Here is a 13,992-nt window from a genome sequence, read left to right on the forward strand (position 1 = left end):
AGAAGAACTTACTCTTCGGTATTCACATAGGGCCCCATCAGAATGGATGTACTTCCTTCTGGTCTCGTTTTACGATAATGAGTTTGGACTTTGGTTGTTTATCTGTTCTTCTAGTTCCCGTAACGTCTCGAATATCTCAGAAAGTGAGATCTTCTTACCAAATATCATATCTTGCATTTCTCGGTAATCTCGAATTAGTAGTTGCTTTATTCTTTCTGGAGGAATCAATTTGAATGATCCAGGAATAGCTGTTTCATAATGTGCCCACCTAACAGGATAGAACTTCTTTTTGAAATCTATGACCTCTTTGAGAAGATGCAGATCAGATAATGCAGAGGTCTTAATCTCAGTATGAGCCAGCATCGCCAAATCATAGTAATGTCGGGAATAGCGGGCAGGTTGTAGTTTATCTTCTGGGCGATGGGCTTCCTGATGTAGGATAGTAGCCTTCTCCCAAAAGGTTCGTTTCCCTTTTATTGCTCTCACTCGAATTTTTTTCAGATTAAAAATCTGTGGAAGATACTGTGCAACATATGGAGTTATCGTGAATTCCTGACTGGGCTGCCATGAAGAGAGAGGGCCGATTTCCAAACGAACCTCCGGACGGATATATGCATTATCAAATGCATTGGGATATTTTACATTCACGCAATGAGGATCGTTTATATCTATTTCAAGTTGACAAACGGGAAAATACAGGCCCTCTAATTTGGGTAAGAGCATGAAAGCGATAAACTCTTGGGCGTTTTTATTGATCTGTTTATTGAACTTGTCTTGTTTATTATTTGAACGATCCTTGTTGGGATTTTCAGAAGATACTAGATTCCAGTCAAGAATCAAATCGATGTCTTCAGAGAATCTTTGAATTACGTTATAGACCTTTGAAAGGCTAGTACCTCCCTTGAATAGTAATATGTTCTTAAGACTCTCAGTATCGTAGATCTTTTGTAGAACCCAACAAACCCAGAAATCCTTTTCAACGATTGCAGCTGTTGTTCCCATTTGGGCTGCTGCCTCTGCAAAAATCTGGCCCCTTTCTTCTTGTGAAAATAAGGCAACATTATCCATCTTGTGATCCTTTGAGAATTTGCTCTATCGCCTCATATATCCAAACACTTACCTGTTGGGTATCGCGGAGGATTTTGTCGGCAGGGACATTTCCCATTGTCTTAGTTATCTTTTTAATAATTTCCGGAGTTATGTGTTCCTTCCCCAGGGCTCTAAGCGCTTGCACGAGCAACCTGCTCTCACGATACTTTAAACCAGTCTCTTTCATTGCCATATGCTTAAATTCCAGAGATTGATTTCCGATTGAATACACACGGCTTGGTCCGTCAGAAATGTAAAGATGACGAGCGGATACCTGAGTGGAAAGTCCCAGATAATTTAGTGCCGTGTTCCCCGAAGGTTGAATACGCCAATTAAATTTTCGCGCATATGCATAAGCAACTTGTTCCATATCTGGACTAAGATACTGTTGAAGAATCTCACTGTAGTGGGGATAGTGATAGATTCCCTGAGAAACTCGGCATATAGTTCCTTTTTTTGTAAAATCAGAAAGAGCTTTTCGCACTGCTGTATCAGAGAATGGGGGAATGAAATCAATCTTAGAGAAAGCCCAACCCCTACCATGGCTATATATTCTTGCAAGTATTTTATTTGAAACGGATTGCATATAGTAATATTAGTATATAATTTCACAAAAAGATAGTAATATTTGAGAAAATATTGATGTACAAAAGTAAACGGCAGGACAGTGATTCCTGATTCTACCAGGCTACTAGGCAACTTGTTAAGACGGCAATGGTCGTATGACGGGTTGCCTTTCTTGTGCCTTGAGCCTGGACTGTGGCCACTTTGGCCTTAAGCATCTGTTTTTTCAGATGGTATTTTCTTGACTTTCCGGTTGGTTATAGGATCTCAAGATGCTTATTGGCAAAATTGAAATTCACAATAGTAATATACCTACCATGTATTGATGAAAATTACAATGAAATGCGCGTTTTACTTCGTAGCTATATTTACAATTAGTGGTATCAGTAGTATTTTCTTTTTGTGAGGTATTGAGAATGCTTCATCCGCAGATACTGCAAAATGAAGCTATGGTCATCTGGACTATTGCTGCAACCTGAGCATCTGTCAAACTAGATGTGTGGGCGGTTCATGTTACGGATTGTGTGGTTCTGCGTAGCCTAACAATGAGGTCTCAGAAATGCCAAATACTTCAGTACCTGTAAAAAAGCATCGTAGATCAACTCCTTCATATCCGCCATTCAAAGGTCCTGGAAACAAACCTGGCCCAAAGTCGGTACCAGTGAAGCAGCACCATCGTACATCACCCAAATAACGGGAACTCTGATTCTTTTCGACAATGATACAGCTTAATGGCCGTACAACGGATTGCCTTTCATGAGATTTGACAAGGAAACTAAGTCATCCTTTGAAATCGAGCACATACAATCCAACGCCTCCCGAACTGAAAACTTTATTACATCACTGGAGCATGCCGAAGAGAAAGACTTCTGTAATAAAGAAAAGCTACTAGAACTTCAAAACCTTTCGAGGAAGGAAACGGACGAATCCATCGATTCTTGATACACAACATCTTACCCCCGCGGGAAGTGGTGCCACGAGGACTCATGTTCCCGGTCTCGGCAGTCACGCTTAAGAATCCTCTTGATTATGCTTTATCATTGGGGGTTTTTTTCCGATCATTGCTGCACTTGGTTGATTATCGACTGGATGAAGAGGTATCGGCAAGGGAAGAAGCAGTAATGGATGGTTATGGAAACAGTGGTTCAGCCATGAACTGAAGGTGGAAGCACGTTGTCCTACCGTATTTCATAGCAAACATGGTGACTGGTTTACCTCGAAGAGGCCCTTGATACACTCAAACCAACAGTGAAAAATTCTCTTTGTTATATCCTATCCTTGCAAACTCCTTTGTATGCTCTATCATAGATACGGTACACCAGTGAGGAGGGCCTATCTTTCATGCAGGATTCAAAGCGTTGCATCGGAGTGCTACTTGGTGAACTTTTTATCGATGAACCGTTTAGAAAGAGATGGTCCATGGAAACTTTCTTTAATACCACAGGTTTCAGCGTAACAAAAAAAACGGGACCATGAAACCATTGGTATAACAGGTTCTGATCTCTCTTAATATCATCATATGTTGGATTATCCGACTCTATTTAGCAATATTCGATAATTTATTCTTGATTTACATGTACTCTAAGCATAGAATGAATGGTAAAAGGTGATGCATAAGTATGCTTTGATAGTTATACTTGTAGCAAGAGGGATTAAAAATGGATGAGAGATGGCTAACTGTTGAGGACATTCGTCAGTATTTGAATGTCAGTAAAGAGACCATATACAGGTGGATTGAACACAACTCTATGCCCGGGCATAGAGTTGGCAGGCGATGGATGTTTAAGCAAAATGAAGTGGATACCTGGGTCCGCTCAGGTGGAGCATCCGAGAAATGAAAGGTATCAATACCTCAGGGCAAGAGCTGAACTCAGGAGGCGTTGCCTTCTTTCCGCCCCAAGGGACGGGGTATCTCACCTTGCTTTCCCTGCACTCGCTCGGGAATGAGGTTGCTGAAAGGTAAAAGGGTATGTCAATAACAGATTCTCAACTGCAAACAATTTTTAGCTCTCTTAAGACTGCAAAGGACATGTATCATCAGCTCATTCTCGTTGTAGGTCCTTCAGGATCTGGGAAGACAGGAATTCTTAAGCAGATAGCTGAAAAAGAAAAAACCTCTGTTATCAATGTAAATCTAGAGATCTCCTCCCGTCTGCTTGAATTGACGAGAAAACAGAGGAAAACAAAACTTCAAACAATTTTTAATGATATAGTTGACCAAGCTCAGGCACCTGTAATTCTCGATAATCTTGAGATTCTTTTTGATATAGAACTTGAGCAGGACCCGCTTCGCTTACTACAACATGCTTCAAGAAATACGCTCATTCTCGCTTCCTGGAATGGAATACTACAGGGCAAGAAACTGATATATGCAGAGATTACGCATCCTGAGTACAGGGTGTACGAAACATCGGATACGGTAACAATTGATATTGATAATGCATGAAATCACTTCAACAAGGAAAGGACATGAAATACGGCGACCTTATACAATTTGACCCAATAGAAACAGTTGTTCAATTGAGAGATGCTGATAAAAAGAACGCAGCAAAAACCTTGGTAGAAACGTATGTGATCTCAGATGAGATGGCCGAGAAACTGACTGAGATTGTCATCAAACAGCTGCAATTCGATACACCTGTTGATAACAAGGGGTTATTGGTAGTAGGTAACTATGGTACTGGTAAATCGCATTTAATGTCTGTGATCTCCAGTATTGCTGCTGATGCATCACTCCTTGAAAGCTTGAGAAATGATGTTGTAAAAGAATCAGCTAAACAGATTGCTGGCAAGTTCAAGGTCTTGCGTACGGAAATCGGGGCTACAACCATGTCACTCAGAGATATTATTGTAGCTGAATTGGAGGACTATCTTGAAAGGATAGATGTTGATTATTCGTTCCCCGCTGCAGATACAATCACAAATCATAAACGGGCTTTTGAAGATCTGATGGAAGTATTCGCTGAAGTCTATCCTGACCAGGGACTCCTTCTTGTTGTAGATGAGCTCTTAGATTTCTTGAGAACCCGAAAAGACCATGATCTTGTTCTTGATCTGAATTTCCTACGGGAGATTGGTGAGGTTTGCAAAGATCTCAGATTCCGCTTTGTTGCCGGAGTCCAGGAAGCAATATTTGAAAGCCATCGTTTTGCCTTTGTTGCTGAGAGTATCCGCCGAGTACAGCAGCGATTCGATCAAATACTAATTGCCAGAAAAGATATCAAGTTCGTTGTAGCACAGCGACTTCTGAAGAAAACAGCAGCGCAGACTTCAAACATACGTGAACATCTCACCCCCTTTGCAAAATACTATAATGGATTGAATGAACGGATGGATGAATTCGTGAATCTTTTCCCGGTCCATCCTGATTACATAGACACATTTGAAAGAATCACGGTAGTAGAAAAGCGAGAGATCCTTAAGACTTTGTCCAACAGCATGAAAGAGCTCCTGCTCACAGATGTTCCCAAGGATAAACCGGGGCTCATTGCTTTTGACAGCTATTGGAAAACCCTCATTCAGAATGCTGCGAATAGAGCGATCCCTGATATAAGGGAAGTTATGGACTGTAGCAATGTCCTGGAATCACGCATAGAAAATGCAATCACTCGAAAGCAATATAAACCTATGGCTATCAGATTAATCAATGCCTTATCTGTACACAGACTTACTACCGGTGATATCCATGCCCCGATGGGAGCAAGTGCAAGGGAATTACGTGACAGGCTCTGTCTCTTTGATCCAATGATCGAAGAATTGGGAAGTGATGAGCCAGAGAAAGATCTTGAAACACAGGTGGAGGTTGTCCTAAAAGAAATTCTTAAAACAGTCAGTGGGCAATTCATTTCTTTCAATTCCGACAACCGCCAGTACTACCTCGATCTGAAAAAGACGGAAGATTATGATGCAATCATCGAAAAGCGGGCAGAAAGCATGGGCGATTCCCAACTTGATCGTTTTTACTACGAAGCATTAAAGCAAGTTATGGAGTGTCAGGATGGCACCTATGTCTCCGGCTATAGAATCTGGCAGCATGAACTAGTCTGGCAAAGTCGAAAAGCTGCAAGAACCGGGTACCTCTTTTTTGGCGCTCCCAATGAGAGATCTACTGCTACTCCCACTCGTGATTTCTATATCTACTTTCTCCAGCCTTTTGATCCCCCACGCTTCCAGGATATGAAAAAAAGCGATGAGGTTTTCTTCAGACTTAAGCCAATTAAAGATCAAAGTGAAGAGTTCAATGTGAACCTTAAAAATTATGCTGCTGCTTTGGATCTTACAACTACCTCTTCCGGCCATGCGAAAGCAACGTATCAGGACAAGGCTAATGGTCATCTAAGAAAATTAGTCCAATGGCTCCAAAAGCATATGTCGGATGCTTTCACTGTCACTTATCAAGGACGAACAAAACCTATCCTGGAATGGGTAAAAGGGAAACCTATTCGTGACCTCTCAGGGATATCTCCGCAGGAGACCATCAACTTTAGGGACCATGTCAATACTATTGCAGGTTTGTGTCTGGAGCCACATTTTGAGAATCTTGCACCTGGGTATCCTGCTTTCTCAATTCTCATCACCGGCAGCAACAGGGCACAAGCAGCAAAGGATGCTCTCAGAGCAATTGCAGGACAGAACAGTACCAAACAGGCCAGTGCAGTATTAGATGCATTAGGATTACTTGATGGAGATAAGCTCGATCCTTACCATTCACCCTTCACAAAACACATCCTTGATATTGTAAAATCAAAAGGACATGGGCAAGTAATCAACAGGACAGAAATCTTCACTGATGACCACGGAGTGGAATTCATGTCTCCCTCTGCCTTCCGTCTTGAACCAGATTGGGTGGTAGTAATTATAGCAGCTCTTGTCTATTCAGGTGATCTCGTATTAGCAATCCCAGGTAAGAAGTTCGATGCGACAGCTGTCCAACAGCTCGCTTCAGTTCAGATCGATGAACTTGTAAACTTCAAACACCTGGAACAGCCAAAGGAATGGAATCTTCCCGCATTGAAAGCATTGTTTGAACTACTGGACCTTACTCCAGGTATGGCCCAATTGATAACCCAAGGAGACAGTGAACCAATTCAGGAAATGCAGAAGAAAGTGAGCAAACTGGTAGATCGAATTGTGTTAGCTCAGAAATCCTGCAGAGAAGGTATTGCTTTCTGGGATACCAATCTCCTCCAAGAAATGAACTATATGAACTTGCTAGCAGATCTCGATGCATCAAAGGATTTCGTCGAATCACTTCAGGTCTATTCATCACCTGGAAAACTCAAAAACTTCCGCTATAGTGTTGATGAGGTAAAGAGCTATAAGAAATCAATTGTCATGATTGAGGATATAGAGATTCTTAAAGAATTTGCTGTCTCCCAGAGCACCATCATATCTTGGCTTTCAACTGCTGAAGGGACACTGCCAAAAGAACATGTTTGGGTTGATCGGTTACATACTGCCAAGCAGGATATTATTGATCTGTTGCAGAAAACAACTCCACAGGATATCAAGAAGCAAGCTCAAACTATCGGTTTAGCCTTGAATGATCTAAAAAAAGAGTTCATTAAAACGTATTCTGATTTACACACACGCTTCCGGCTTGGAGTGAATGAATACAATCGAAAAGCAAAGCTGATGACTGATCAAAGACTGCAGACTCTCCAGAAACTTGCAGGTATCGATCTTATGCCGATCCAACAGCTCAAAGATTTCCAGAGCAGGTTGGCTGAACTGAAAAGCTGTTCCAATCTGACAGAACAAGAGTTGGAATCATCACCTGTGTGCCGTCATTGTGGTTACCGCCCAATTAACGAGACGGGATCAGCTGCTAGCAAACACATGATTGATACTCTTGATGATGAACTTGACTCACTCGTTAAGGGCTGGACTAAAACCCTTATAGGGAATCTGGAAGATCCTATTACTCAATCAAACCTGAATCTCTTAAAGCTTGAGGAAAGAAAAAGCATCGAGGAGTTCATCAACTCTGGAGAACTACCGACACCGGTTGATTCAGATTTCGTTCATTCTTTAAAGGAAGTATTGTCTGGTCTTATCAAGGTTGCTGTAAAATCCCAGGATCTGCAGAAAGCCCTTCAACTGGACCAAGGCCCAACTACTCCAATTGAGATGAAGAAGAGGTTTGAAGAGTATATAGATAAGCTTACCCAGGGTAAAGATCAGGCCAAAGTCCGCATAGTAGTAGAATAAATCACAAAGGATATATACATGAGCAAACAGGGAAACCTTTTTAACTCACAGATAGTCCCGGGCAAACCGGGAAGTGGCAATCTTTTCGATGAAGAGTTTGTAATAGATAAAGGACCAGTAGTGTGTTTAGGGCTTGAATTCGATAATGATGAAGCAAGACGAACATATTTCACTGAAGAGTTAAGAAAAAAACTTAATGACCCAGAATTCAGAAACATAGAAGGCTTCCCCATAGGAGAAGACGAAGATATCCTCAAGCTAAGTGACCCACCTTACTACACAGCCTGTCCCAATCCATGGATACCTGACTTCATAGAGCAGTGGGAGAAAGAAAAACCAGAGAAGCCAGATGATTTTCATTACCATCGAGAACCCTTTGCTGCAGATGTGAGCGAAGGGAAAAATGATCCGATCTATAATGCTCACTCCTATCATACAAAGGTTCCACATAAGGCTGTTATGCGATATATCCTTCATTACACTGATCCTGGTGATATTGTATTTGATGGATTTGCAGGGACTGGTATGACAGGAGTCGCTGCTCAGATGTGTGGCGATAGAGAAGCCATACTATCATTAGGGTATCAAGTAAAAAACGATGGGACCATTCTTCAGGAGGAAGAGGATGAGAACGGTAAGAAAACCTGGAAGCCTTTCTCAAAGCTGGGTGCTCGAAAAGCAGTTCTCAATGACCTTTCTCCTGCTGCAACCTTTATTGCGTATAACTATAACACCCCAGTTGATGTAAAGGAATTCGAACGAGAAGCGAAACGAATCCTTGCTGAAGTCGAGGAAGAATGCGGCTGGATGTACGAGACCTCACATACTGATGGCCGAAAAGGCAGAATCAACTATACGGTGTGGTCTGATGTCTTCACCTGCCCTGAATGTGCCGGTGAAGTTGTATTCTGGGAAGCTGCTGTAGACAAACAAGCTGGAAAAGTACAGGACGAATTCCCGTGCCCACATTGCAAAGCTGAACTGACAAAAAGAAAAATGGACCGTGCCTGGACAACAAAATATGATTCAGCTCTAAATGAATCTGTAAGACAAGCAAAGCAGGTTCCTGTACTGATCAATTATACTGTAGACGGTACAAAGAGGAGGTTTGAAAAAACTCCAGATGAGCATGATTTAAAGCTTATTAATACGATTGAAAACAGTGAGATTCCGTATTGGTTTCCAACCAACATCATTATTGATGGCAAAGAAATTGGCCGTTTAAAATCTCTAGAGATAAAAAATATCCATCAAATACTACCCAAAAGGAGTAATTGGATTCTTAGTTCTTTTCAAGATAAATGTAGCAGTAATTCAAAATTATTTATTATAGCCACTTCCGCACTTCATAATTTGAGCTGGATGTATCGCTGGCGAGCAAATGGTAAAGGTGGAACTACCTCTGGCACTTATTATATATGCGCAACACCTCAAGAAAACAGTCCGTTTAATCAGCTTAGAGCTAAACTTGACGATATGCTTAAAGCTATTAACTATCGGATCAACACAGTTTCTACTCAAGATTCTAGCAATCTAAGAATGCTAGATGAATCAATCGACTACCTTTTTTTTGATCCCCCATTTGGGGCAAATTTGATGTACTCTGAATTAAGTTACATTTGGGAATCATGGTTGAAGGTTTCTACAAATAACAAGTCGGAAGCTATTGAAAATCCTGTTCAAGGTAAAGGACCAGATGAATATCGGCAATTGATGACAGCTTGTTTCAAAGAAGCTTATAGAGTGCTAAAGCCAGGTCGCTGGATGACTGTTGAATTTTCAAACACGAAAGCATCTGTATGGAATAGCATTCAAGCTGCCATAAATGAAGCTGGATTTATCATTGCAAATGTATCAGCTTTGGACAAGAAGCAAGGCAGTTTCAAGGCAGTTACAACTCCAACCGCAGTAAAACAAGACCTGGTAATCTCAGCATACAAACCGAATGGAGGCTTTGAAGAGCGCTTTCTGAAAGAAGCTCGGACAGAAGAAGGTGTATGGGATTTCATTCATACGCATCTCCAGTATTTACCGGTCACCAAACTTCAGGGAACAGACCTTATAGTCATACCGGAAAGAGATCCAAGAATCCTGTATGATCAGGTAATTACTTATTATGTGAGAAAAGGGTATGGTGTTCCCATTGATAGTCAGGAATTCCAAGTCGGCTTATCTCAGAGGTTCTCTGAACGTGATGGTATGTATTTCTTGCCTGAACAGGTTGCTGAGTATGATCAGAAGAAATTGCGCCTTGGAAACAAGACAGTATTACAATCACTCTTTATTTCCGATGAAGCTTCTGCTATTGAGTGGCTAAGAAGTTTGCTAAGGGAAAAACCTCAAAGTTATCAAGATATAAATCCACAGTTTATGAAAGAAATTAGTGGCTGGAGTAAAAATGAAACTGGACTAGAATTGTCTATACTTTTAGAACAGAACTTCCTTGTATATGATGGAGCTGGTTCTGTTCCTGAGCAGATTCATAGTTATTTATCCACTAACTGGAAAGATTTAAGAAATCTCTCAAAGCAAGATCCAACCTTAATTGCTAAAGCAAAAGGACGTTGGTATGTACCTGATCCAAGCAAAGCTGGAGATTTAGAAAAATTACGAGAAAGAGCCTTACTCAAGGAATTTGAACAGTACAAACAATATAATAAGAAACTAAAAGTGTTCAGACTTGAGGCTGTTAGAACTGGCTTTAAGAGAGCGTGGCAAGAAAGAGATTATCAAACTATCGTTTCTATAGCTGAAAAAATCCCTTCTAGTGTTCTAGAAGAAGATCCAAAGTTGCTGATGTGGTATGATCAAGCAATGACAAGATTGGGAGATTAAAACCTTATGGTAATTACATTTTTAAAAAAGATAGCTTGGTACTACCCAAAATCTGTCTTTGCAGCATTGGGGTTATTTTGGTTAGTCATCGAACCAATTATTGGACTGACCGGTAATACTATAAATCTATCATATTGGCAATTATTTGGTTTGTCTGCGTCTATTGGAGTTATTTGGTTCATACTCGACGGAATATGGTTTTCTGGCTACCTAAAAAATAGAATAGAGATAACAAGTAACGGATTCGACACCAAAATAATAATTAAGTTTAGCGATCTATTTAATGAAGAAGGCTGGAAAGCAATACCAGTAAATGATTTTTTTGATTCAATTGTTGATGACAGACATATTTCGTCGAAAAGCCTCCATGGAATTCTCATTAAGAGATACTGGGGAGGAAATACTAATGACTGGGATCAACAAGTCGAAGAACAGTTAAGTGATCTCACAGTTACCGATGAAACAAGACCCAAGGGAAAGACAAAACGATATAAGATTGGTACGGCAGCAGTTTTAAGAAAAGATGGTGATAGGTTTATTTGTGTAGCATCCACGCATACCAATATCTCGAATTTAGAAACCAAAGCTAACACTGTTGATCTACACCATGCGATTTGTGGAGTCCTTGAGACATCCCGATCATGTTGTAGCAATGAAACATTATCAATTCCCTTATTTGGGTCAGGTCTTTCACGGATTGGGCTAAAGAATAATATTTTGGTTGATCACATTTTAACTGCTATTTTTGAAGAATCAAAAAAGAGCAAAGTTACCGACGTAATTCAAATTATTTTACCTAAAAACAAAAGAGATGATATCAACCTTTTATCAATAAAAAGAGACTGGAGTTAAATTATGGCATATAGAAGCGGTACATATATTGCATTTGATGGGCTAGGACAAGAAAATCCTACATTATCAGATTTCAAGTATTACTCTACAATTCAAGCATGGGCTAGAAACACAGAGATCGATTTTAAATATGTTGATAGTCATGCAAAAACTAGTGCAGTAAGGGATACTAGTCTGAGGACAACTCTTCAATTAAGAATTCGAGAGCGTTTATCAAACTCAAAAAATGTAGTGGTAATACTAAGCAGTGATACCAGAAAAACAGGTAGTATGCTTTCTTATGAAATTGAGCAAGCTGTAGATACATATTTTCTACCATTAATCATTGCATATGTAGATTATAGTGCAATCGCAGATCCATCTCAGCTCTCATCGTACTGGCCAAATGCACTTAGTACACGAATCTCGAAAGGAACTGCAAAGGCTATTCATATCCCATTCCTGAAGAATGCCATCTTGGATGCAATTAGCCAATTTTCATTTAATAATCTCCCGAAAACCAGTTTGAATTATTATTGCCGAGATGCTCATATGCAATTTGGTTGTATATCGGTAGCATCCCCTTTCATAAACACAATGAAATAACCAGTTAATAATTATTGTGAAGGAGTTAAATAATGACAGAACAGGAAATAATAGAACTCCTCAACCAACACGAATGGAAAGATGTTGAATTCAAAGAAGCAAAGACAGCTGTTCCCAAGAATGCTTACGAAACGGTATCTGCCTTTGCAAACACAGAAGGAGGGTATCTCGTTTTTGGTGTAAAAAAGAATGGTTCTGAGTATGAGCTTGTTGGGGTAAAAGATGTTGATAAAGTTCAAAATGACTTCATTACAACGCTAAGACAAAAGAACAAAATTAGTTGCATCATTGAAGTTACAGAGACTATAAAAACTGTGGATGGAAGAGATCTAATTGTATTCTATATCTCAGAAGTTAACCGACACAAGAAACCTGTATATTTGGATGGAAATATCAAAAGAAGTTATATTCGGAAGGGTGCATGTGATGTCAAATGTTCTGATGTAGAATTAAAGCGACTCCTTAATGATGCCTCTACCGACCGCTATGACGGCACTACAATAGACCACTTTGACATAACCAAGTGTTTTAGCAGTAAAGATATTACATGGTATCGACGCCAGTATGAAGGAAGGATTGGAAATCGTAGCTATGCAGAATTAGACGATGAAGAGTTTCTCTTTCAGTTCGGATTGATCAAAGAAACTCCATCTGGGAGAAAGCCTACCATTGCTTCTATTTTGCTGTTTGGTCAGGATGGCTACCTAAGAGATGTACTTCCACGACCTGTCATAGATTGTCAGCGTTTTCTATATAACTCAACTTCAACAGATGAAGGAAGATGGCATGATAGAGTTGTCTGTGATTATAATCTCATTCAAACATGGACATCGGTATTGGAATGGTACTATCGATTTGCAGAAATCCCTTTCACAGTAGATCCAATGACAATGCAGCGAAAAGACCAACCAGTAGATTTTATTGCATTCAGAGAATCCATCGTAAATATTTTAATCCATCAAGACTATTCGGATCAAACTCGAAAACCTGTTATACAACACTTTACGGATCTAACTCGATTTTGGAATCCTGGGGATGCATTTGCTTCTGTCGAAGAATTGCTTGAACCGGGAGAGAAAGAAGTTAGGAACCCACTCATTGTTACAGCCTTTCGGAGAATTGGTTTTAGCGAGAATGCTGGGTGGGGATTGCGTGATGTATGTATCTCTTGGCGAAAATTAGGTCGAATGCCTCCTGTAATTATCAATGATAAGGAAAAAAAGGCATTTGAACTTAATCTTAAGCAGGAGATACTTCTTTCCGAAGATCAAATAGCATTTCAAAAGACAATTGGTGTGCAACTTTCGCAAGATGAAGCAGAAGTATTTGCTTATGCATGTAAAAACCTTTCAATATTTTCTATACATGAGATTAAGACGGTTATTAATAAACCTGTGTCTACATGCGTTGAATTAGCGGGGCATCTGGTAGATCAACAGTTATTGGTTAGTAATTCAGATAAATCATTCAGCCTAGCTCCAAAGATGAAACAAAGGTTTCTCGCTACACTTAATTCCAAGGCCCATGACGAGGCCCATGACGAGGCCCATGATGAGACCCATGACGAACTAAACGAAACTGAAACAATAATCCTTAAGAGTTGTATATCTGCATCCAGTTCAGAAGAGTTGTTGAAAGTTTTAGGATATAAAAGCAGAACTGGAAATTTTAAGTCAGCCTTAGGTAATCTCCTAAGATTACACTTAATAAAAATGACAATTCCTGAAAGTCCGAGGAGTAAATCACAGAAGTATGTTCTTTCTGAGAAAGGGTTTGATTTATTAAAAAAATTGGAGAAATTCAGTGATTAGTTTAATTCAAACTATCAAGCAAAGTAAAGAATTGGATCTATACCTC

General features: G+C 40.0%; 11 protein-coding genes. 9 read left to right on the forward strand and 2 right to left on the reverse strand.

What is annotated here, in order from left to right; all coding sequences use genetic code 11:
- Positions 1–69: 69 nt before the first annotated feature.
- Together DYP60_RS02380 and DYP60_RS02385 are read right to left on the reverse strand one after the other, a co-directional pair.
- Positions 70–1,068, reverse strand: a complete 999-nt coding sequence (locus DYP60_RS02380; protein WP_117329270.1) for a nucleotidyl transferase AbiEii/AbiGii toxin family protein — start codon at positions 1,066–1,068, stop codon at positions 70–72.
- On the reverse strand, positions 1,061–1,675 hold the full coding sequence (locus DYP60_RS02385; RefSeq protein ID WP_117329271.1) for a DUF6088 family protein: 615 nt from the start codon (positions 1,673–1,675) through the stop codon (positions 1,061–1,063). The genes DYP60_RS02380 and DYP60_RS02385 overlap by 8 nt, the downstream gene beginning before the upstream one ends.
- Positions 1,676–2,591: 916 nt before the next feature.
- On the opposite strand from DYP60_RS02385, the gene DYP60_RS14425 reads away from it, so the two are divergent.
- From DYP60_RS14425 to DYP60_RS02425, 9 genes are all read left to right on the forward strand, one after another.
- A complete protein-coding gene (locus tag DYP60_RS14425) occupies positions 2,592–2,813 on the forward strand; it encodes a hypothetical protein (protein WP_206363089.1) in 222 nt (73 codons plus the stop codon).
- Between the two features lie 498 nt (positions 2,814–3,311).
- Positions 3,312–3,491: a helix-turn-helix domain-containing protein gene (locus DYP60_RS02395; RefSeq protein WP_117329272.1), complete on the forward strand. Its 180-nt coding sequence runs from the start codon at positions 3,312–3,314 to the stop codon at positions 3,489–3,491.
- A complete protein-coding gene (locus DYP60_RS14610) occupies positions 3,488–3,616 on the forward strand; it encodes a hypothetical protein (RefSeq protein WP_276308952.1) in 129 nt (42 codons plus the stop codon). The genes DYP60_RS02395 and DYP60_RS14610 overlap by 4 nt, the downstream gene beginning before the upstream one ends.
- Before the next feature lie 6 nt (positions 3,617–3,622).
- Complete coding sequence (brxF, locus tag DYP60_RS02400; RefSeq protein WP_117329273.1) at positions 3,623–4,099, forward strand: BREX-3 system P-loop-containing protein BrxF; 477 nt, start codon at positions 3,623–3,625, stop codon at positions 4,097–4,099.
- Positions 4,096–7,863: a DUF6079 family protein gene (locus DYP60_RS02405; protein WP_206363090.1), complete on the forward strand. Its 3,768-nt coding sequence runs from the start codon at positions 4,096–4,098 to the stop codon at positions 7,861–7,863. The genes brxF and DYP60_RS02405 overlap by 4 nt, the downstream gene beginning before the upstream one ends.
- Before the next feature lie 18 nt (positions 7,864–7,881).
- A complete protein-coding gene (locus DYP60_RS02410; RefSeq protein WP_117329275.1) occupies positions 7,882–10,698 on the forward strand; it encodes a DNA methyltransferase in 2,817 nt (938 codons plus the stop codon).
- 6 nt (positions 10,699–10,704) lie between these two features.
- On the forward strand, positions 10,705–11,550 hold the full coding sequence (locus tag DYP60_RS02415) for a macro domain-containing protein (RefSeq protein ID WP_117329276.1): 846 nt from the start codon (positions 10,705–10,707) through the stop codon (positions 11,548–11,550).
- 3 nt (positions 11,551–11,553) lie between these two features.
- Positions 11,554–12,135 carry a TIR domain-containing protein gene (locus DYP60_RS02420; protein WP_117329277.1) on the forward strand — a complete coding sequence of 194 codons (582 nt, stop codon included), beginning with the start codon at positions 11,554–11,556 and terminating at the stop codon, positions 12,133–12,135.
- 32 nt (positions 12,136–12,167) lie between these two features.
- Positions 12,168–13,946, forward strand: a complete 1,779-nt coding sequence (locus tag DYP60_RS02425; RefSeq protein WP_117329278.1) for an RNA-binding domain-containing protein — start codon at positions 12,168–12,170, stop codon at positions 13,944–13,946.
- Positions 13,947–13,992: the final 46 nt, after the last annotated feature.

Source organism: Sphaerochaeta halotolerans, from assembly GCF_003429665.1.
GTDB classification, from domain to species: Bacteria; Spirochaetota; Spirochaetia; order Sphaerochaetales; family Sphaerochaetaceae; genus Sphaerochaeta; species Sphaerochaeta halotolerans.

Coding starts and splice junctions, on each gene's coding strand:
- DYP60_RS02380 (WP_117329270.1), bottom strand. CDS start 1,068: ATGGATAATGTTGCCTTATTTTCACAAGAAGAAAGGGGCCAGATTTTT.
- DYP60_RS02385 (WP_117329271.1), bottom strand. CDS start 1,675: ATGCAATCCGTTTCAAATAAAATACTTGCAAGAATATATAGCCATGGT.
- DYP60_RS02395 (WP_117329272.1), top strand. CDS start 3,312: ATGGATGAGAGATGGCTAACTGTTGAGGACATTCGTCAGTATTTGAAT.
- DYP60_RS14610 (WP_276308952.1), top strand. CDS start 3,488: ATGAAAGGTATCAATACCTCAGGGCAAGAGCTGAACTCAGGAGGCGTT.
- brxF (WP_117329273.1), top strand. CDS start 3,623: ATGTCAATAACAGATTCTCAACTGCAAACAATTTTTAGCTCTCTTAAG.
- DYP60_RS02405 (WP_206363090.1), top strand. CDS start 4,096: ATGAAATCACTTCAACAAGGAAAGGACATGAAATACGGCGACCTTATA.
- DYP60_RS02410 (WP_117329275.1), top strand. CDS start 7,882: ATGAGCAAACAGGGAAACCTTTTTAACTCACAGATAGTCCCGGGCAAA.
- DYP60_RS02415 (WP_117329276.1), top strand. CDS start 10,705: ATGGTAATTACATTTTTAAAAAAGATAGCTTGGTACTACCCAAAATCT.
- DYP60_RS02420 (WP_117329277.1), top strand. CDS start 11,554: ATGGCATATAGAAGCGGTACATATATTGCATTTGATGGGCTAGGACAA.
- DYP60_RS02425 (WP_117329278.1), top strand. CDS start 12,168: ATGACAGAACAGGAAATAATAGAACTCCTCAACCAACACGAATGGAAA.